Raw genomic sequence first — 19,063 nt, forward strand, 5'->3', positions numbered from 1 at the left:
GGTCAAGCCGACGCAGCCTGCCCCCCGGTCGCCAAATATACCTTCGAGCAGGTTTCTTCAAAAGAGCGAAAGTGGATCATCATGGGAATCGCCGGCGATGCTTTCGGCCCTCAACTCCCCGCGGGCACCAGGGAGCTGAAGCAGGAGCGGGCGGTGCGGACGAGGGAGCGCATACTCGCGGCCGCCGCCCAGGCGTTCGCCGCCAAGGGCTATCCCGCGGTCACGATCCTCGACGTGGCCGAGGCGGCCGGCATGACGAAGGGCGCCGTCTACTTCCACTACGAGAACAAGGACGCCCTTGCGCTCGCGGTGACCGACCTGTTCTACCGCCGGATCGGCGAGATCGCCGACGTGGTCGAGGAGTTGGACCTCTCGCCCATCGGCTCCGTGGCCGAGCTGCTGCTGCGGACGGCCACGGCGTTCCGGGACGAGACGGTCCTCCAGGCCGGGGCACGACTCCAGCTCGAACGCCAACTGATCGGCGTTCGGCTTCCGTTGCCCTTCCAGGGGTACACCGAGCTGATCACCTCGTGGCTGGCCAGGGATCGCGAGACGGGTGCGCGGGACGAACTTCCGCCGCCCGACACGCTCGCCACCGTGCTGGTCTCCGCCTTCTTCGGCGCCCAACACATCTCCTGGGTGCTCGACGACCGTGCCGACCTGGTGGAGCGCACGACCGCGCTGGTGCGGACGATCATTCCGTCGGCCGAGGAGGACATCCAGCTGTGTCCGTCCGCGCCACGACGATGTTGAGGCTCCGGACACCGAACTGTGGGACGACCCCCTCAACCAGCCGCGTTCTCCGGCCAGTCGAGGGCCGTACGGGCATGGCGCACCGCTTCCTCGGCGGTCAGCCTTGCGCCGCACTCGAAGGCTTCCGTGAAGGCCGGTCCGCCCAGGGCAGCCCGTGCCGCCGCCGCGACGCGGTCGACGTCGCCGCGCTCGGCGGGCGGCAGCGGGGCGCCCACCCCTCTGCGGGCCGCGTCCGCCGCTCCGAGCAGCAGCGCGGCGCACTCGGCCGGCATCCCCGGTCCGCCGAGGGAGGCCGCGCCTGCGAGGCCCTCCAGGGACAGGGCGAGGGCGCGCGGTTCGCCGAGGGAGCGGGCGACGTCCAGGCCGTGCAGGTGATGGCGGACCGACTGACCGGCGTCGCCGCGGACTTCGGCGATGAAGCCGAGTTCCGCGAGAAGCAGATGGTCGCCCGCCTCCGAGGAGACGTCGGCGTGGCCGTCGCGGATGTGCAGCAGGTGTGCCTGTGCCGCATCGAGGTCGCCCGAGCGGCGGGCGCCGAGTGCGAGGCCCATCTCGGCGTGGATTTCGCCGTACCTGTAGCCCTGTTCGGCGGCGCTGCGGCGCGCCTGTTCGTGCAGGGCCCGGCCCTGGTCCCAGTCGCGGGCGAGCAGCGCGAGTCGGCCGAGCCCGGACAGCCGCGCCGACACCTCCGCCTCCAGGCCCAACTCCCGTGCCATTCGCAGCCCTTCCCGCTGCAGGCGGGCTGCTTCCTCGTACTCGCCCTTGATCTCGGCGAGCGCGGCGAGCGGTGACACGGTCTGCAACTCGCCCCAGCGGTCGCCCAGTTCACCGAAGAGCTCGGCGCTGCGCAGTCCGTCCCGGCCGAGTGCGCCGAGGTCGCCGCGGACCAGGGCGAGCGTGGCCCGGAGGCCAAGCGCGGCAGCCGTACCCCATTGCTCGTCGGCCGCGTCGAAGAGGTCGAGGGCCCGGGCGTTCAGCTCGGCGCTCGCGGTCGCCTCGCCCGCGCTGAACAGGCCGTACGCGCACAGCCAGAGGGCGCGGGCCCGGCGTACCGGATCGGGGACGGCGTCGGCCGCCGCCGTGGCCGTCGCCTCCGTGGGGTCGCCGGTGAGCAGCGCGAACGCGGCGTGCACCAGGGTGAGTTCGGGGGCGGCGGCGTCCGGAGCGGCGGCGAGGACGGTCGACAGGCTGCGGCGTGCCTCGGTGAGGCGGCCGCGCAGCAGCCACCACCAGGACAGCGCGGTGGCCAGTCGTACGGCCTCCTCGGGCTGCCCGTCGGGGGCACAGCGCACCGCCTCGTCGAGCGCCGCGCGCAGATTGCCGGCGTCCGCGTCCAGGCGGGCGAGCCAGGATCGCTGGCCCGCACAGCGCAGCCGGGACTCGGCGCGTTCGGCGAGCGCGAGATAGTGGCGCAGATGGCGGTCGCGTACGGCGGTCAGGTCCTGCATCTCGTGCAGGCGCTCCATCGCGTACGCGGCGACGGACTCCAGGAGCCGGTAACGGGGGCCGGTGGGGCCCTGCACGACGACCACGAACGACCGGTCGACGAGCCGGGTCACCAGGTCGAGGACCTCCTCGCGGGCCACGCCGTCGCCCGCGCACACCGCTTCGGCGGCGGCCAGGTCGCAGCCGTCACTGTGCACGGCGAGGCGGCGCAGGACGATGCGCTCGGGTGCGCTGAGCAGCTCCCAGCTCCAGTCGATCATCGCCCGCAGCGTCTGCTGACGGGCGGGCGCACCTCGCTGCCCGGCGGTCAGGATCCGGAACCGGTCGCCGAGCCGGGCCGCCAACTCCCTTACGCCCAGGGCGCGTACGCGGGTGGCGGCGAGCTCCAGAGCGAGCGGGATGCCGTCGAGCCGGCGGCAGATCTCGGCGACGGCGGCGCGGTCGTCCGGGTCGGCGGCGTCCGGGTCGAGCGAGAAGCCGGGGGCGGAGGCGGCGGCACGCTCGGTGAACAGCCGTACGGCGTCGTCGGTTCCAAGCGGCTCCACGAGGAACACGGCCTCGCCCGCCAAGCCGAGCGGTTCCTGACTGGTGACCAGCACCCGCAGCCCGGGCGCGGTGCGCAGCAGCAGCTCGGCGAGTTCGGCGGCGGCGTCGACCACGTGCTCGCAGTTGTCCAGGACGAGCAGGGTGCGGCGGTCCCGAAGGACCGCGGCGAGGCGGTGCGCCGGGGACGGCGAGGGTACCCCAGCTCCGGCGCCCGGCAGTGCGGACGGGGCGTCGTCCCGGATCCCGAGAGCGGAGGCCACGACCTGGGCGAGGTCGGCGGCGGTACCGCCCCGGACTCCGGAGAACTCCACGAGCCAGACGCCGTCGGGGAGTTCATCCGCCCTCGCCGTCCCGGCCGCCGCCCCCGCGAGCCGGGTCTTGCCCACGCCACCGGGGCCGGTGAGGGTCACCAGGCGGGCGGTGGTGAGGAGTTGGGAGAGCCCGGTCAGGGCTTCGGCGCGGCCGATGAGGGGGGTCAGGGGGACGGGGAGGTTCGAGTGGGGTGGTCCGGCGAGGGGGTTCGGGGCCGGTGGGGTGAGGGCGGGGGGTGTCGCGGTGGTTCTGGGGGCGGGAGTGGGTGCGCTCGGTGCCGTTGTGGCCGTGTCGGACAGCTCCGCAGGGCTGCCGGGGGCAGCTGCGGCCTCATCGGTAACGAGGGCAGGAGCGGGCGCGCCCGGTGCCGATGTGGCCGTGTCGGACACCCTCGCAGCGCCGCCGGGGTCAACCACGGCCTCACCGGGGGAGATCGCACCCGTGCCCAGTGCCGTCGTAGCCGTACCGGACAGCCCCGCAGCGCCGCCGCGGTCAACCGCGGCCTTACCAGGTGAGATCGCACCCACGCCCGGGGCCGTCGTGGCCCTACCCGACGCCCTCGCAGCGCCGCCGGGGACAGCCGCGGCCTCACCGGTACCGAGGGCGGGAACGGGCGCGCCCGGTGCCGTTGCGGCCGTGTCGGACACCCTCGCAGCGCCGCCGCGGTCAACCACGGCCTCACCAGGTGAGGTCGCACCCGCGCTCGGCGCCGTCATGGCCGTACCGGACACCCTCACAGCGCCACCGCGGTCAACCACGGCCTCACCAGGTGAGGTCGCACCCGCGCCCGGCGCCACCGCAGCCGCACCAGGGGCCTGCATGCCTGTATCGGGTGCCCGCATGCCCGTTCCGGGCGCCATGCCGAAGGTCTGGCCCAACCCCGGGTCCTGGCGGAGTACCGCCTGGTGGAGGGCGCTGAGGGCGGGGCCGGGGTCGACGCCGAGGTCATCGGCGAGGCGGGAGCGCAGGGACTCGTAGGAGGCGAGGGCCTCGCTCTGGCGGCCGGTCAGATAGAGCGCCCGCATCTGGAGGGCGCGCAGACGCTCCCGCAGGGGGTGGCTGGCCACGAGGTCCGCCAGTTCGCCGGCGAGCATCACATGGTCCCCGGCCTCGAGGCGGGCCTCGGCCTGCTCCTCCAGCACGGAGAGCCGCTGTTCGGTGAGTCGCCGCACGGCCCCCCGTACGAACTCCTCGTCCGCGAAGTCGGCGTAGGCGGGCCCCCGCCACAGGTCGAGCGCCTCGGTGAGCAGCACGGCCCTGGTGTGCGGGTCCCGGACGGGGCGGGCCTCGGCCACGAGGGCGTGGAACCGGCCGGCGTCCACCTCGTCGGCCGCGGGGTCGAGCCGCAGACGATAGCCGGGGGCCTGCAGTACGACGCGGTCCCGGCCGAGGACCCGGCGCAGTTGGGAGACCTTGGCCTGGAGTGCGCCGGTCGGCTTGCCCGGCGGTTCGTCGCCCCACAGGTCCTGGACGAGGCGGTCGGCGGAGACCGGCTTCCCATCGTGCGTGAGCAGATCGGCCAGCAGTGCCCGGACCTTGAGCTCGGGGACCCTGACCGTCTCCCCCTCGTCGTCCCACACCACCAGTGCCCCGAGCACCCCGAACCGCATGCGGGCAACCGTACATGTCCGGCCGCGGCGGGCCCGCGTGCAGGGCGCCCACCTGCGGCGACGGTCGACCATCAGCGAACCGTAAGCGGCTCCGAAGTCTCTCCGAAGCGCCGGCGCGCACAGTCGTTCCCGCCGGGCGACGTGGGGTGCCCGGCAGCGGAACCACCAGGAAGGAGCGGCAGCCATGACCAGGTACGCGGGCAGGAGGGCCGTGGTCGTCGACCAGGCCAACGGGATCGGTCTGGCCATCGCCAAGCGGCTCGTGGAGGGCGGCGCGGAGGTCCTGCTGACCGCGGGCACCGCGCAGGAGCGGGCGTATGCGAGCGCCGAACTGGGTTCCGCCGCCCGGGTGGTCGCCCCGGACGCCGTCGAGTCCGCCCTCGGACCGGTCGACGGCAATGGCCCCGGCGGCGTCGACCTCGTCTTCGCCGACGCCGTACCGACCGCTCGTCCGCTGCTGCCGCACCTCGACGACGGCGGCGCGGTGGTGCTCACCGCCGCCGCCCCGACCCCGGCCTCCGTGCGCACGCTCGCCGCCGAGCTCGTCTCGCGCGGCATCCGCGTCAACGCGGTGGCCCCGAGCTGTATCGAGGCACCGGCCGGCGACGCCGCACCCCTGCCACCGCTGGGGCGACTCGGCTCCGCCGAGGAGGTGGCCCGGGCCGCGCTGTTCCTCGCCACGGACGCCACGTTCACGACCGGCGCCCAGCTCCCCGTCGACGGCGGTCTCGGCCACCCCTAGCCGTTCGCCCCGCACACACAAGAGCCCCGCACACGAAAAGCCCCGCACACAGAAACCCGGACGCACCCCGTCCCCAGATGATCCGGAGATCACGGCATGAGCACGTCGTCGAACACCACGACCACCCCCGGCAAGGACACCCGCGCCGCACCCGATGGCGAGGAACGGCAGAAGCTCCCGCTCTTCGCCCTGCTGGCCCTCGCCACGGCCGTCTTCATCACCAGCCTCACCGAGACCCTCCCGGCGGGCCTGCTCCCCGCGATGAGCGACGACCTCCACATGAGCGAGTCCGCGACCGGCCAGACGGTGACGATCTACGCGATCGGCACCGCCCTGACCGCGATCCCGTTGACCGCGGCCACCGCCGCCTGGCGGCGCAAGGTGCTGCTGCTGACCGCCATGGTGGGCTTCGCCGTGGCCAACACCGTCACCGCCGTGTCGTCGAACTACGGTCTGACGATGGTGGCGCGGTTCGTCGCGGGTGTCGCCGCCGGTGTGGCCTGGGCGCTGCTCGCGGGATACGCACGGCGCATGGCGCCCGTCGCGCTGCAGGGCAAGGCGATCGCCGTCGCCATGGCCGGTATTCCGCTGGCGCTCTCGCTCGGCGTGCCGGCCGGTACCTTCCTCGGCGAGACGCTCGGCTGGCGCACGGCGTTCGTGGCGATGACGGTGCTCACGGTGGTGCTGCTGGGATGGATCCTGGTGGCCGTGCCGGACTACCCCGGGCAGCAGGCCGGTGAGCGCCCGAAGATGCTGGACGCGCTGCGCGTCCCGGGCGTGGCCCCGGTGCTGTTCGTCACGCTTGCCTTCGTGCTGGCCCACACCATCCTGTACGCCTACGTCGCCACGTTCCTGGAAGACCTGGGCATGGGCGGTGACACCGATGTGGTGCTGCTCGTCTTCGGTGCCGCCTCCCTGCTCAGCATCTGGATCGTGGGCGCCCAGATCCACCTCCGGCTGCGCTCCCTGACCATCGCCAGCACCCTGCTGGTGGCCGTGTCGGCGGCGCTGCTTGCCGTGCTCTCCGACAACACCGCCCTGGTGTACGTCGCCGCCCTTCTGTGGGGCCTGGGCTGGGGCGGCGTGCCGACCCTGCTGCAGACCGCCGCGGGCGAGGCCGGCGGCGAATCCGCCGACGCGGCCCAGGCGATGCTGGTCACGCTGTGGAACGTCGCCATGGCGGCCGGCGGTGTCATCGGCGGCATCCTGCTCGACGTGAGCGGCCCCGGCTCCTTCCCCTGGACCATGCTGCTGCTCCTGCTGCCGGTGCTCGTGGTCGTCGTCCTCTCCCGCAACCACGGCTTCCCCGCGAAGCGCCTCGGCGCATAGGACACCGGACGGCCTCCGAACGTCCCCCCGCCTCAGGGGAGTTCGGGGGCCGTCCCGGTGATGGGCCGCGCCTTCCGGTGACCGGACCGGGCGTCAGGACCATCTCGTCGGCCGGGGTGAGCAGTTGGATCTCCTGGAGGACCGTCCGCACCTGCCGTATGCGGCGGCGGACGGCGCCGGACGCAACGTCCGCCTCCACCAACCCCCGGTCGTGGGCTGCCCGTCGGGCGGCCGACCGACACCCTGGCGGCCGGATGCCGACGCGTCCCCGCCGGGCCATGAACGGCCGCCGAAGGTACCTCCCCCGGCCTTCGGCGGTCATCGGCCTTTTGTTCACGATCTGTTGACACTCCGTCCGACCCCCGGACAGCACACTCCCCGCAAGCCGGTTCTCCGGCATCTGTGCCACCCGTCACACCTCCCGGTGTCCTTTCCGCCCTGGTCAGAGGGCGAAGTCGCGAAGTCGCCGCGCAGCCCGTGAAATTTTCCTTCGAGAAGGTATTTTTGTGGCCGCGAGGATGCTCGGTACACCTGCCGGGGTGCGAGCGATCTAGTTCTAGGGGGCGTGACGTCAGATGTCGTCAGGAGAGATACGTGCGGCCGCTGCGGGCGAAGAGGCCCGCATGCAGACGTTCCTCGAGGAGATCTTCAGCCCGCTCCACCGGGCGGAACAACGCCGTTGGGCCCGGGCGTATCTACGGGGCCTGCTCCATGGCACCTGCCGGAAGACGCCACGGCGGATGGCGCGGGCCGAGGCGCTGCCGCCGGCCGCGGCACAGGGCCTGCACCAGTTCATCAACGCCAGCCCGTGGGACTGGGCGCCGGTCCGCGGCCGGCTCGCCCTGCGGGTCGCCGCGAGCACCACGCCGTACGCCTGGACCGTCGCCGAACTCATCATCCCCAAGCGCGGCGAGCACTCGGTCGGCGTGCACCGCCGCCTGGACGCCGGGACCGGACTGACCGTCAACTGCCAGCGCGCGGTGGGGCTGTTCCTGGCCGCGGGCGCCCACTGCTTCCCCGTGGACTGGAGTCTCGTCCTGAACGACGCCTGGGGCCGGGACCGGCAGCGCAGACTCCGGGCACGAATACCGGAGTCGGAGACCGCGCGTCCCGTCGGCGGCCATGTCCTCGACCTCGCCGCCGACGTCGTGGCGCGGCCCCGGCTGCCCGCCGTGCCCTGGGTGCTCGACCTGACGCGCTGCGACGACGCGAGCGGCGTCCTGGCCGGACTGGCCAGGCAGCGGCTGGACATCGTCTGCGAGGTCGACCCCGGCCAGATCGTGTTCACCGGGGACAGCTTCCCGACGGTGATCACCGTGGGCGAGCTGATGGAGGGCCGGTACGCCCGGCAGCCGCAGGTGATCACGCGGCAGGCGGCGGACGGCACCATCAAGGCGATACCGATGCACGCCTACGCCGGGACCGTGCGCCTGCCGCGGCGCAGCACCGGCCGGGACGACAACTCGGTCAGCTACCGCATCCTGAAGCTCCGTGCCCCGGACGGACGCCGGGCCGCCCGGTACTGGATCACCAGCCTCACGGACCGGAGCGTGGAGGAAGTCATCGCCCCGGTACGCAGCCGCGCCGCCGTCCACACGGCCGTCACCGCACTGCAGAAGGACTTCGGCGCCCTCGACTTCGAAGGCCGCTCCTTCCCCGGCTGGCACCACCACATGACCATGGCCTCGGCCGCGTACGCCTTCCGAAATCTCCCCGCCGGCCCAGGCCTGGCACCCGTGGCGCCGGTACCCGCCGCGGCGGCCATGGCCGCGAGCTGACGCGCCGCGAAGAGGAAGGCCCCCCACATGAGCAACGTACTCGTGGTGGAGCAGGACGCCTGCACCGCCGAAGCCCTCATGCGTGATCTGCGCCGGCAGGGATACACCACACTCAGTGTCGACACCGGTGCGCGCGCCCTTCGCATCTACCGTGACGCCGATCTCGTCCTGCTCTCCCTGGAACTGCCCGATATCGACGGGCTGGAAGTGTGTCAGTCCTTAAGGGCCGAGAGTGACATCCCCATGATCGCCTTCACGCGCATCGACGAGGAACTCGAACGGGTTCTCGCCCTCAGGGCGGGCGCGGACGACTGTGTCGTGAAGACCTGGGGATTCCGGGAAATAGGCGCCCGCATCGAGGCGGTGCTGCGCCGCACCCGGCCCCGGTCGATCATTTCCGAAACCATTTCGCTGCGCCCGCTCCACATCGATCCGCGAACCCGGGAAGTGCGTGTGCGCGACCGGATAGTCGACGTCACGTCGAAGGAATTCGAGCTGCTTCACCTGCTGGCCGCCAATCCGGAAACCGTGGTGACCCGGAAGGAGTTGATGGCGAAGGTGTGGGGCAGCAACTGGTCGCGGACGAGTCGCACCATCGACACGCACGTGAGCAGTCTGCGGGCGAAACTCGGATCCAGCGGATGGATCATCACGGTCCGCGGCGTCGGCTATCGAATGGGCCACGCCGGCTGAGACAGGGGCCCCGCGCGACGCACGTCGCCCGGGGCCCTCTGCTGTGTCACGCCGTCCGGTCGTCCAGGCCCCGCAGCAGCGGGTGGGCGGCGCCGGTGCCGTCGCCCAGCGCACGCCGGGCCCACCAGACGGACGCCAGGTTCGAGGAGAACATGGGGCGGCCGGGGTCCTCGCGGGCGAGCTCCGTGAGGGTGGCGAGGGTGCCCATGCCCGTGCCGGTGAACAGCAGCGCGGTGCCGTCGGCGACCCTGCGTTCCCGTATGCGCCGCAGGATCTCCCGCGTGGTCACCCGGTACGGGTCGTAGTGCTCGCTCCCGTCCTGGTTCCGCGCCGCCGGGACGAGCACCACGTCGTCGACCTTCAGCCCGGCCCGCTCCCAGAAGGCGCGGGAGGTGTCGGTGAGCCACGGCTGGTAGGGCGAGACGAGTGTCAGGCGGGCCACGCCGAGCGCCTCGCACAGCGCGAGGATCGCCTGCGTCGAGGACGCCACGCGATAGCCCGCACGCTCCGACAGTTCCTCGCACAGCGCACGGTCGCCGTCGGGGTTCAACAGGTAGTGCGAAGCGCTGCAGGCCACCACGGCGGCGTCCAGGCGCAGTTCACCGAAGTCGCCGAGGGTGTCGGGGAGCACGCGGTTGTACGTCTCCAGCATTTCCCTGAGTTCCGTGCCGGGCGTCACCGGGAAACGCGCGGTGAACACATTCATTCCGGCGCCGGCCAAGTGGTTGAACTCCGGTTCCGCGGTGGGGTTTTCCGGCGGGACGACGAGCCCGAGCCTGGGCAGTGAAAAAAGGTCCATGCCAGCACCGTAGGACGCGCGTCACAGCGGCGGCGGACAACTCCCCCGGAAATGACGTCTGGCGCACACCGGCCTTGCACTCCCTTTCCTACTTGACACTCCTTGACATTCCCTCACAGAGACCTGACCCCAATCCCCTTGTTCTGCCCCGGAGTTCGGGAGAGCGTATGGACCACGGCCTGCCGAACCCTTGAGGAGTGAAGGCAATGACCACCGAAGTAATCCCCGAGGAAATACCGGCGCAGCCCCGCATTTCCGACGCGACCCTGCGGGATTCCGCGCACATGGCCGGCGTGGAGTTCGGCCCGAAGGACGCCGCGACCATCGCCCGGCTGCTGGTGAAGACCGGCATCGAGCTGGTCGAGGTGGGCATGGTGTCGGGACCGGGCTCGAAGGACGCCGATCTCGTCCTCGCCACCCATGAGGCCGTCGGCCCCGAGCGCAGCATGACGCTGGTCGTGGTGCGGGATCGCCAGCAGGTCGCCAAGGCCCTCGACGAGGCCGAGCGGCTGGGCGTACGCCACATCATGTACTCCATCCCCACCTCGGAGCAGCACGCCAAGCTGAAGCTCGGCTCGTCCAGCCCCAAGTTCCTGCAGACGCTGGCCCGTTCGGCGATCACGCAGGCCAAGGAGCGCGGCTTCCACGTCACCTTCAGCGGCGAGGACGGCGCCCGCACCCCGAAGGACCGGCTCGTCCCCTACGTGGCCGCGGGCTTCGAGGCCGGGGCCGACCGGTTCCGGCTCGCGGAGACCGTCGCGTATCTGTCGCCCTGGCAGATGGAGAAGGTGATCGCCGGTCTCACCGCGATCGACGGCTCCGAGATCGAGATCCACTCCCACAACATGCTCGGCATGGCCGTGGCCAACTCCCTCGCCGCCGTCCGCGCGGGAGCCCAGTGGATCTCGGCGACCGTCGGCGGCATCGGCGAGCGCGGCGGCAACGCACCGCTGGCCGAGCTGCTCACCTCGCTGCGCGTCATCCACGGCGACACCCGCTTCGACCTGAGCCATCTCACCGAGCTGTCGCGTGTCGCGCTCAAGGGCGCCGGTCTCGGCGAGGCGTTCCAGTCCGGGCCGACCACACCGCACGCCTTCGCCTACGAGCTGCCCGGCCAGCTCAACCATCCGGCGGCGTACGAGACGCTGCCCGCCGAACTCGTCGGCAACGCCCGCGAGTTGCGGGTCCGCAGCCGTCTCACACCCGCGCTCGTCAAGTGGGCGCTCGACGGCTCGGGCGTCTTCGTCGACGTCGAGGCGTTCACACCGTGGCTGGTCGGCCGGCAGGAGCGCGCCGACAGTCCGCTGCTCGACCGGGACGCCATCCGCAAGGCCGCCATCGACTTCCAGGCCGCCTGAACACCCACCCCGATTCACTTCGACACACCAGGAGTTGTGCCATGCCCACCGCCACTCTCAACGGCGTCTGCCCCGAGTGCGAGACCGACCTGACCGTGCCGCCGATCGACCGGGGCGAGACCCTCTCCTGCCCCGAGTGCATGCTCACGCTGCGCGTCGAGGACGTCCAGGACGGGCGGCTGTCCCTCCAGATGGTCGAGGTGCAGCTGCGCGACTGGGGTCAGTGAGATGACCAAGTCGGTAGCCATCGTCGCGGACCGGATCAGCTGGGAGGAACGCGAACTGATCAAAACCGGGCCGGACTTCGGCCTGAACATCGAGTGGGTCAACGACGAGTCCCTGTGCCTCGGCCACCCGGACGCCCCGTCCGTGCACGACTACGACGCGCTGTTGCTGCGCAGCCGCAGCTACACCCGCGGCGGTCTGATCGCCACCCTCGCCGAGGGGGCCGGTGTGCCGGTCCTCAACACCGCGAGGGCGGTGAGCGCCTGTGAGAACAAGGCCGTCCTGCGCACGGTGCTGCGCACCGCGGGGGTGCCCGTGCCGGAGTATCGGCTCGTGCTGTCCCGCAAGGACTTCGAGAAGTCCCTCGAGGAACTGGAACTGCCCCTGGTCCTCAAGCCGGTCTACGGCGGCATGGGCAAGCGCGTCACCCTGATCCGGCACGCCGACACCGCCCAGTCCGTGTACGACTACGTCGAGGATCTCGGCCACGCCTTCGAGCAGGCCTGCCTGGTCGAGCCGTACCTCGGCGGCGGCACCTCGGTGCGCTGCCTGGTCGTCGGGCACGAGCTGGTCGGCGCCGCGGAGTTCGCCTCCGGCGGCACCGACTGGCGCAACAACGCGGCGCTCGGCAACAGCAGCCGCGCCGTCGCCCACGACCCCGACGTACTGAAGATCGTCGACGGGGTGGTGGCCGAACTCGGGCCCGGGATCTACGGAGTCGACCTCTTCGGCACCCCCGACGGCTACGTCGTCAACGAGGTCAACCACGCGCCCGGCTTCCGGGCGGTGGCCTCGGCGACCGGGGCGGACATCCCGTCGGCCGTCGCCCGCTACGTCCGGGAGCTGATCGCATGATCCGCGCGGGAGTCGTCGGCGCCTCCGGGCTCGCCGGCGGCGATCTCATCCGACTGATCACCCAACACCCCGATATGGAGCTGACCTTCCTCGGCGGCTCCTCCAACATCGGCCGGCGCCCGGCCGAGCTGCACCCGAATCTCCGTCTCGACCTGGGACTGACGGTGCAGCCGGTCACCGAGGAGATCGCCGACCAGGTCGACGTCGTCTTCCTGGCCACGCCGGCACCGGTGTCGGCGGAGCTGGCCGCGCTGCTCGCGGACCGGGTACCGGCCGTCGTGGACCTCAGCGGCGCCTTCCGGATCCGCACCCCGGAGCTGCACGACCGCTGGTACCCGAAGGTCAAGCGGCGCACCGACCTCGCGGACCGCTTCGTGTACGGCGTACCGGAGCTGATCGGCGACCAGTTGGCGGACGCGGCGCTGATCTCGCTGCCCGGCTGCTACGCCACCGCGATCACCCTGGGCCTCGCCCCGCTCACCCTCGGCCTCGGGCTGAACCTGAAGACCGTGGTGGTGGACGGCAAGAGCGGCTCCAGCGGCGGCGGCCTGCAGCTGCGCACCTCCGACCTGCACCCGTTCCGCAGCGGCGCCATCACCCCGTACTCCCCCACCGGACACCGGCACGCCGCCGAGGTCGGCGACTTCCTGGAGCGCGGCAAGCCCGGAACCATCGGCTCGCTGAGCATGTCCGCGTACGGCGTCTCACATGTGCGCGGCCTGCTCACCAGCTCCTACGTGTTCACCGACGACCCCGTCGACCAGCGCGAGCTGCAGCGGGCGTACATCCGCTACTACAAGGAGCACCGCTTCGTGCGGGTGCGCAGGCACGCCGAGACGCTGATCCCGGTGCCCGACCCGCAGGCCGTACTGGGCTCCAACTACTGCGACGTGACCGCTTTGCACGACGAGGAGGGCGGCCGGATCGTCGTACTCGCCGCCCTCGACAACCTGGTCAAGGGCGCGGCGGGCCAGGCCGTCCAGGCCGCCAACATCCGGTTCGGGCTGCCCGAGGAGACAGGTCTGACGATGCAGCCGGTGATGCCCGCATGAGCGAGACGACATCCGGGACCACACCAACCGTGGTGAAACTGGGCGGCAGTTGCCTGGACGACCTGGCCGGCGACTGGTGGGACGACCTGGCCCGGCACGGCCGGGAGCGGCCGCTGGTCCTGGTGCACGGCTGGTCCAAGCCGCTGAAGCGGCTCAGCCCGCGCTACAGCGAGCCGTCGGCGATCCTGCGCGACCGGTACGGCAACCAGAGCCGCTGGACCACGCCCGAGGTCATCGCGGACATCAAGACCGTCAGCGCCCGCCTTGGCGAGGACGTCCTCGGCCGCCTCGAACAGCGCGGCATCACCGGGGAACGGCTGCTCGGCAGCGACGGGCTGGTCGCCGCCGGCGAGGGCGAGCGCTGGTGGTGGCAGGACAGGCAACTCGTCGAGCTGGAGAACCTGGTCGGCCCGATCACCGGGGTGGACCCGGCGGCGCTGAAGAACCTCCAGCCGGGCCACGCCTACCTCGTCACCCCGCTGGCCAGGAACGCGGCGGGCCAGGAGGTCAACACCGACGCCGACCGGGCCGCCGCCGCCATCGCCGCCGCCACCGGCGCCACCGACCTGGTGCTCGTCACCGATGTCGCCCATCTGCTGATCGACGGGGAGCCGGTGCGCCGGATCACCGCGAAGGCCGCGGGCACCTTCCGCGACAAGGGCGCCACCGGCGGCATGCGCAAGAAGCTGCGTGCCGCGGGCGAGGCCCTGGACGGGGGCGTGGAGCGCGTCGTCATCGGCAGCGCGACCGTCACGGACCTGCTCGCCGCCCGTACCGGCACCGCCATCACCCGCACCTGAGGAGCAAGCACGTGGCGCACTCCCGCGTACTCGTCGTCAACAACGGAACGCTGTCCCTGAAGCAGCTCCGCACCCGGTTCGAGGAGCTCGGCTCGGACACCGAGGCGGTCGACGCCGCGTCGGTGCCCGCCCGGCTCGACGGCCGCTACCAGGCGATCGTCCTGAGCGGCACCAAGGTGCGGGCCTACGACCGCGACTACTACAAGCCGCTCGTGGACCTCGTCATGACCTCCGACGTCCCGGTCCTCGGGATCTGCGGCGGCATGCAGATCCTCGCGGTCGCGGCCGGCGGCCGGCTCGCCGAGGGGCCGCAGCGGGTCGGCGGCCACGAGGCGCAGGTCGACAAGTCGGAGCCGCTCTTCACCTATGTGAAGCCGACGGTGACGGTCTTCCACCGGCACACCCTCTACCTCCAGGAGGCCCCCGAGGGCTTCCGCTCCATCGGCCGCTCCGAGCACGCGCCCGTGGAGTTCCTGCGCTCCGACGACGGCCGCATCTTCGGCGCCCAGGCGCATCTGGAGTTCCGCAGCGACGGCCTGGAGATCCTGCGCGGCTTCGCCCAGCTCTACCGGTGACGGCCCCGCATTCCCGTACTCAAGGATTTGGACTAGGCAATGAGTGATCTGGAAACCTCGCAGGACCCCGCGTTCACGGTCCACCTGAACGGCAGCGGCGGCGCGCTTAAGGGCTGGGTGGTCGTCGACACGCTGTACGACGGTCTGGCCATGGGCGGTGTACGGATGACCCCGGGGGTCACCGAGGAGGAGGTGGCCGGCCTCGCCCGTGACATGACCCAGAAGTTCACGCTGGCCGGGCTGCCCATCGGCGGCGCCAAGGGCGGCATCGTCTCCGACGGCACCGACCGCGAGGAGACCTTCCGCACCTTCGGCCGCACCGTGAAGCCGCTGCTGCACGGCGGCATCCACCTCGGCATCGACATGGGCGTCACCCCGGCCGACCGGGCCGTGTTCTTCGACACGGCCGGCTACGACCCCCGCTACCGACTGGGCGCCCCGGACATGCCGATCGACTGGCGCACCTACTACGAGCCGTTGATCGACTGCACCGGACACGGCGTCGGGGTCGCGGCGGTCACCGCCCTGGAGGCGAGCGGCCGTACCGGGTCGAGCCGGGTCGTGGTGCAGGGCTTCGGCGCGGTGGGCCGGGCGGTCGCGCGGTTCCTGGAGGACCGCGGGCATGTGATCGTGGGCGTCGCCGACGTCGAGGGCACCATCAGCGCCGACCGGCTGCCGGTGGCCGATCTCGTCGCCGTCACCGACGAGTTCGGGCGGATCGACCGCTCCCGGCTGCCGCAGCAGGTCACCGTCACATCGGAACCGGACGCCTGGCTCGACGTCGACGCCGACCTGCTGATCCTGGCGGCGCAGAAGCACGCGCTGAATGCGGACAACGCCCACCGGCTGCGCGCCGGCCTGGTGGTCGAGGGCGGCAACATCTCCTCCACCGCCGAGGCGCGGGACAAGGTGCGGGCCTCGGGCGCCTTCCTGGTGCCGGGCGTGATCGCCAACATCGGCGGGGCCGGCTCCGCCGCCCTAGCCGTCACCCGGGTCGTGCCCTTCGACCTGCCGGCGGAGGCCCGGAAGGCATGGGTCTTCGACTGGGTCGGCGACTGTGTACGCCGCAACACCCGGGATCTGCTGGAGATCGCCGCCGCCAGTCCGGGCGACCCTCTGACCGAGCTGCTCGACGTCCGCGGGAAGGAGCGCGGATGACCACGGCGGCGACCAAGCGCGCCACCCCGGACCCGGCCCCGCACACGGCCGAGTACCGGCGCCGAGGCTGGTGGCGGGACGAGACCTTCCTCGACGACCTGCACCGCCAGGCGCAGATACGGCCGCACAAGCTCGCGATCGCGGGCCGCCGCATCGCCGAGTCCCGCACCGACACCCTCGACTACGCCGAACTGGCCCGCCTCACCGACCGGTTCGCTCTGGCTCTGCTCGAACTCGGCGTGCGGCGCGGGGACTTCGTCGCCGTCCAGCTCCCCAACCAGTGGGAGATGGTGGGGCTGATGTTCGCCTGCATGCGGGTCGGCGCCGTCATCTGTCCCATGTCGCCGGTCTGCCCCGAGGACGAGCTGCGCCACCGTCTCGGTCTCACCGAGGCCCGGGTGTGCGTGACGCTCCCGGAGTGGTCGGGCACCCCGCTGGCGGAGATCGTCACCGGCCTGAAGGACGAACTCCCCTCCCTCGACCACGTGTTGGTGGTGGACGGGCAGGCTCCCGAGGGCGCGCTGTCCTTCCACGACCACTTCGTGGCCACGGCCCGCGAGGAGCACCGGGCCGCCGACCTGGACGGCCTGGCGCTGACGGCCGACGAGCCGTTCGTCGTGCTGTTCACCTCCGGCACCACGGGCGAGTCCAAGGGCGTGCTGCACAGCCAGAACACCGTCCACTCGGCCGTACGCGGCTATGTGGACGCCTTCGGGCTCGGCGACGACTGGGTCGCCGCCGTGTCCACGCCTCTCGTCCACTACTCGGGCTTCGCACAGGGCGTCCTCGCGGGCGTCATGCTCGGCGGCACGGTGGCGTTCCAGGACATCCGCAGGAACGAGGCGCTGCTCGACCTGGTCGAGCACTACGGCGCCACACTCCTGTACGGGCCGCCCGCCACCCTCGCCGACGTGGCCGCCTCGCAGCGGACCCGGAAGCGGGACACGAGCTCCCTGAAGCACGTGGTGATCGGCTCCGCGCCGGTCCTCGCCGAGCTAGCCACCGAGGTCCACGACGCCCTCGGCGCCCGCGCCCACTCCCTGTGGGGCATGTCGGAGAACGGTCCGGTCACCATGACGCGGCCCGAGGACCCCGCCGACTGGGCGGCACACAGCAACGGCCGGGCCATCGACGCCATGGAGACCCGCGTCGACCTGTCGGACATCAACGGCGAGAGCGACTTCGTGGGCCGGCTCCGGGTGCGCGGCGCGTCCCTCGCGCTCGGCTACCACCGGCGCGAGGAGGCGTTCGCGGCGGAGCTGGGCGCGGACGGCTGGTTCGACACCGGGGACCTGGCGCGGGACGACGGGCGGGGCGGCATCCGCATCATCGGCCGCGCCCGCGACGCGATCGTCCGCGACGGCCTGGTGGCGCCGATGACGGAACTGGAGGCGCTGATCGGCAGCCACCCGAACGCGGTCGAGGCCGCGGTGGTGGGTCTGCCGTCGGAGACGGCCCCCGGCGGGACCGAGATCTGCGCGGTGGTGGTCCCGGCCGGCGGCGCGGACCCGTCGCTCGACGGCATCCTCAGTCACCTGAACGAGTCGGGCCAGGACCCTCGCTTCCTCCCGGACCGTCTGGAACTGCTCCCGGCTCTCCCGAAGACCCTGACCGGCAAGGTCCGCAAGGCGGAGCTGCGGCAGCGGTACGCCGCGCCGACGAGCTGAACACCCCTCCTCCCCCTCCCTGTTGGAGCCAGAAATGCCCGAACCCGCACCGGTCGCCATGTCGGCGACGCTCGCCGCCGACGAGGCCATGGCCCGGCGGCGTCGCGCCGGGGAGCAGGTGCTGTCGATGACCAGCGGCGAGATCGGCCTGCCCGCCCACCCCGCCCTGCGGGAGCGGCTGGCCGCCGCGGCGGACGAGAACGCGTACGGCCCCGTGCCCGGCAGTGAGGCGCTGCGTGCGGCCGCCGCCGGGTACTGGGGGCGCCGCGGACTCGCCACCGATCCCGCGCTGGTCGTCGCCGGTCCGGGCAGCAAGCCGCTGCTGTTCGCGCTGCTGCTCGCCGTCGGCGGCGACGTGGTCGTGCCCGTGCCGAGCTGGGTGAGCTACGCGGCGCAGGCCCGGCTCGCGGGGGCCCGCCCCCTCGGCGTACCGACCCTGCCGGGCCAGGGCGGCGTACCGGACCCGGAGCGGCTGCGCGAGGCGGTCACCGTGGCGCGTGCCGCGGGGCAGGACCCGCGGTCCGTGGTGGTGACGGTGCCGGACAACCCGACAGGCACCGTCGCCTCGCCCGAAGTGGTGCGGCAACTGGCTTTGGTGGCACGGGAGTTGGATTTGGTCATCATCTCGGACGAGATCTACTGCGACCTCGTGTACGCCCCCTCGGCGCCCGCCGAGTCCCCGGCCCGGCACGCCCCCGAGCGCACCGTCGTCACCACCGGGCTCACCAAGAACCTGGCGCTGGGCGGCTGGCGCACCGGGGTGGCCCGGCTGCCGGACAGCGAGCTCGGGCGGGCCCTGCACGGCCGGCTCGTCTCGATCGCCAGCCAGATCTGGTCCAGCCCGACGGCACCCGTGCAGACGGCGGCCGCGTACGCCTTCGGTGAGCCCCCGGAGATCACCGGGCACATCGCGGCGAGCCGTCGGCTGCACGAGGCGGTGGTGCGCGCGGTCGCCGCCCGTTTCACCGCGGCCGGCGCCACCCTGGCCCCGGTCCGCGCGACCTGCTACCTCTACCCGGACTTCGAACCCCTCCGGGACCATCTGGCGCGGACGCACGGCATCCTCGACGGCGACGACCTGGCCCGTTTCCTCTCCGAGCGACACGGCCTCGGCGTACTCCCCGCGAGCGCCTTCGGCGAGTCCCGGCACGCCCTGCGCATCCGGGCCGCCACCAGCCGCCTCTACGGCGACACGGACGAGCAGCGCCGGGCCGCCCTCGCGGCACCCGACCCTCTCGAACTGCCGTGGATCCGTGGGGCAGTTGACCGTGTAGGCGCGATCCTGACCGACCTCACCGGCACGGCCGCTGTCTCCCACTCCCCGCAGTCCTGATTCCCCATTCCCAATTCCCACGAGCCCAGGAG

Annotated in this window: 16 protein-coding genes; 14 read left to right on the forward strand and 2 right to left on the reverse strand. The window is 72.3% G+C overall.

Going from position 1 to position 19,063, the window contains the following annotated elements; genetic code table 11:
* The first annotated feature begins 81 nt into the window (after positions 1-81).
* Positions 82-753, forward strand: a complete 672-nt coding sequence (locus OG246_RS35500; protein ID WP_266472819.1) for a ScbR family autoregulator-binding transcription factor — start codon at positions 82-84, stop codon at positions 751-753.
* Between the two features lie 32 nt (positions 754-785).
* Here OG246_RS35500 and OG246_RS35505 read toward each other — a convergent pair whose 3' ends face one another.
* Positions 786-4,667, reverse strand: a complete 3,882-nt coding sequence (locus OG246_RS35505; RefSeq protein ID WP_266472821.1) for a BTAD domain-containing putative transcriptional regulator — start codon at positions 4,665-4,667, stop codon at positions 786-788.
* A gap of 184 nt (positions 4,668-4,851) precedes the next feature.
* Between OG246_RS35505 and OG246_RS35510 the strand changes: the two genes are divergently transcribed.
* From OG246_RS35510 to OG246_RS35525, 4 genes are all read left to right on the forward strand, one after another.
* Entirely contained in the window at positions 4,852-5,409 is a 558-nt protein-coding gene (locus tag OG246_RS35510) for an SDR family oxidoreductase (RefSeq protein WP_266472822.1), read from the forward strand.
* Between the two features lie 96 nt (positions 5,410-5,505).
* Positions 5,506-6,738: an MFS transporter gene (locus OG246_RS35515; protein WP_266472824.1), complete on the forward strand. Its 1,233-nt coding sequence runs from the start codon at positions 5,506-5,508 to the stop codon at positions 6,736-6,738.
* A 623-nt stretch (positions 6,739-7,361) separates the two neighbouring features.
* Positions 7,362-8,516, forward strand: coding sequence for a transposase (locus OG246_RS35520; RefSeq protein ID WP_266472825.1), 1,155 nt, complete (start codon positions 7,362-7,364; stop codon positions 8,514-8,516).
* Positions 8,517-8,543: 27 nt separating this feature from the next.
* Positions 8,544-9,209: a response regulator transcription factor gene (locus OG246_RS35525; protein WP_266472826.1), complete on the forward strand. Its 666-nt coding sequence runs from the start codon at positions 8,544-8,546 to the stop codon at positions 9,207-9,209.
* 46 nt (positions 9,210-9,255) lie between these two features.
* Here the strand turns inward: OG246_RS35525 and OG246_RS35530 are convergent, their stop codons facing one another.
* Complete coding sequence (locus OG246_RS35530; RefSeq protein WP_266472827.1) at positions 9,256-10,008, reverse strand: arylmalonate decarboxylase; 753 nt, start codon at positions 10,006-10,008, stop codon at positions 9,256-9,258.
* A 206-nt stretch (positions 10,009-10,214) separates the two neighbouring features.
* Here OG246_RS35530 and OG246_RS35535 point away from each other — a divergent pair, with 206 nt between their 5' ends.
* The 9 genes from OG246_RS35535 to OG246_RS35575 are packed head-to-tail and all read left to right on the forward strand — an operon-like array spanning position 10,215 to position 19,031.
* On the forward strand, positions 10,215-11,366 hold the full coding sequence (locus OG246_RS35535; RefSeq protein ID WP_266472828.1) for an isopropylmalate synthase: 1,152 nt from the start codon (positions 10,215-10,217) through the stop codon (positions 11,364-11,366).
* A 41-nt stretch (positions 11,367-11,407) separates the two neighbouring features.
* Positions 11,408-11,593, forward strand: a complete 186-nt coding sequence (locus OG246_RS35540) for a lysine biosynthesis protein LysW (RefSeq protein WP_266472829.1) — start codon at positions 11,408-11,410, stop codon at positions 11,591-11,593.
* 1 nt (position 11,594) lies between these two features.
* Positions 11,595-12,446: a RimK family alpha-L-glutamate ligase gene (locus OG246_RS35545; RefSeq protein ID WP_266472831.1), complete on the forward strand. Its 852-nt coding sequence runs from the start codon at positions 11,595-11,597 to the stop codon at positions 12,444-12,446.
* Positions 12,443-13,498, forward strand: a complete 1,056-nt coding sequence (gene argC / locus OG246_RS35550) for an N-acetyl-gamma-glutamyl-phosphate reductase (RefSeq protein ID WP_266472833.1) — start codon at positions 12,443-12,445, stop codon at positions 13,496-13,498. The genes OG246_RS35545 and argC overlap by 4 nt, the downstream gene beginning before the upstream one ends.
* A complete protein-coding gene (locus OG246_RS35555; protein ID WP_266472835.1) occupies positions 13,495-14,298 on the forward strand; it encodes an acetylglutamate kinase in 804 nt (267 codons plus the stop codon). The genes argC and OG246_RS35555 overlap by 4 nt, the downstream gene beginning before the upstream one ends.
* An 11-nt stretch (positions 14,299-14,309) precedes the next feature.
* On the forward strand, positions 14,310-14,873 hold the full coding sequence (locus tag OG246_RS35560; RefSeq protein WP_266472836.1) for a type 1 glutamine amidotransferase: 564 nt from the start codon (positions 14,310-14,312) through the stop codon (positions 14,871-14,873).
* 39 nt (positions 14,874-14,912) lie between these two features.
* Positions 14,913-16,031, forward strand: coding sequence for a Glu/Leu/Phe/Val dehydrogenase dimerization domain-containing protein (locus OG246_RS35565; RefSeq protein WP_266472837.1), 1,119 nt, complete (start codon positions 14,913-14,915; stop codon positions 16,029-16,031).
* The gene (locus tag OG246_RS35570; RefSeq protein ID WP_266472839.1) at positions 16,028-17,698 is read left to right on the forward strand and encodes an AMP-binding protein; all 1,671 of its coding nucleotides are present in this window, start codon (positions 16,028-16,030) and stop codon (positions 17,696-17,698) included. The genes OG246_RS35565 and OG246_RS35570 overlap by 4 nt, the downstream gene beginning before the upstream one ends.
* 34 nt (positions 17,699-17,732) lie before the next feature.
* A complete protein-coding gene (locus OG246_RS35575; protein WP_266472841.1) occupies positions 17,733-19,031 on the forward strand; it encodes a pyridoxal phosphate-dependent aminotransferase in 1,299 nt (432 codons plus the stop codon).
* The last annotated feature ends 32 nt before the right edge of the window (positions 19,032-19,063 follow it).

Source organism: Streptomyces sp. NBC_00620, from assembly GCF_026341825.1.
GTDB lineage: Bacteria > Actinomycetota > Actinomycetes > Streptomycetales > Streptomycetaceae > Streptomyces.

Excerpts from the sequence above, each read along its gene's own strand:
- OG246_RS35500 (WP_266472819.1), top strand. The coding sequence starts at position 82 with ATGGGAATCGCCGGCGATGCTTTCGGCCCTCAACTCCCCGCGGGCACC.
- OG246_RS35505 (WP_266472821.1), bottom strand. The coding sequence starts at position 4,667 with ATGCGGTTCGGGGTGCTCGGGGCACTGGTGGTGTGGGACGACGAGGGG.
- OG246_RS35510 (WP_266472822.1), top strand. The coding sequence starts at position 4,852 with ATGACCAGGTACGCGGGCAGGAGGGCCGTGGTCGTCGACCAGGCCAAC.
- OG246_RS35515 (WP_266472824.1), top strand. The coding sequence starts at position 5,506 with ATGAGCACGTCGTCGAACACCACGACCACCCCCGGCAAGGACACCCGC.
- OG246_RS35520 (WP_266472825.1), top strand. The coding sequence starts at position 7,362 with ATGCAGACGTTCCTCGAGGAGATCTTCAGCCCGCTCCACCGGGCGGAA.
- OG246_RS35525 (WP_266472826.1), top strand. The coding sequence starts at position 8,544 with ATGAGCAACGTACTCGTGGTGGAGCAGGACGCCTGCACCGCCGAAGCC.
- OG246_RS35530 (WP_266472827.1), bottom strand. The coding sequence starts at position 10,008 with ATGGACCTTTTTTCACTGCCCAGGCTCGGGCTCGTCGTCCCGCCGGAA.
- OG246_RS35535 (WP_266472828.1), top strand. The coding sequence starts at position 10,215 with ATGACCACCGAAGTAATCCCCGAGGAAATACCGGCGCAGCCCCGCATT.
- OG246_RS35540 (WP_266472829.1), top strand. The coding sequence starts at position 11,408 with ATGCCCACCGCCACTCTCAACGGCGTCTGCCCCGAGTGCGAGACCGAC.
- OG246_RS35545 (WP_266472831.1), top strand. The coding sequence starts at position 11,595 with ATGACCAAGTCGGTAGCCATCGTCGCGGACCGGATCAGCTGGGAGGAA.
- argC (WP_266472833.1), top strand. The coding sequence starts at position 12,443 with ATGATCCGCGCGGGAGTCGTCGGCGCCTCCGGGCTCGCCGGCGGCGAT.
- OG246_RS35555 (WP_266472835.1), top strand. The coding sequence starts at position 13,495 with ATGAGCGAGACGACATCCGGGACCACACCAACCGTGGTGAAACTGGGC.
- OG246_RS35565 (WP_266472837.1), top strand. The coding sequence starts at position 14,913 with ATGAGTGATCTGGAAACCTCGCAGGACCCCGCGTTCACGGTCCACCTG.
- OG246_RS35570 (WP_266472839.1), top strand. The coding sequence starts at position 16,028 with ATGACCACGGCGGCGACCAAGCGCGCCACCCCGGACCCGGCCCCGCAC.
- OG246_RS35575 (WP_266472841.1), top strand. The coding sequence starts at position 17,733 with ATGCCCGAACCCGCACCGGTCGCCATGTCGGCGACGCTCGCCGCCGAC.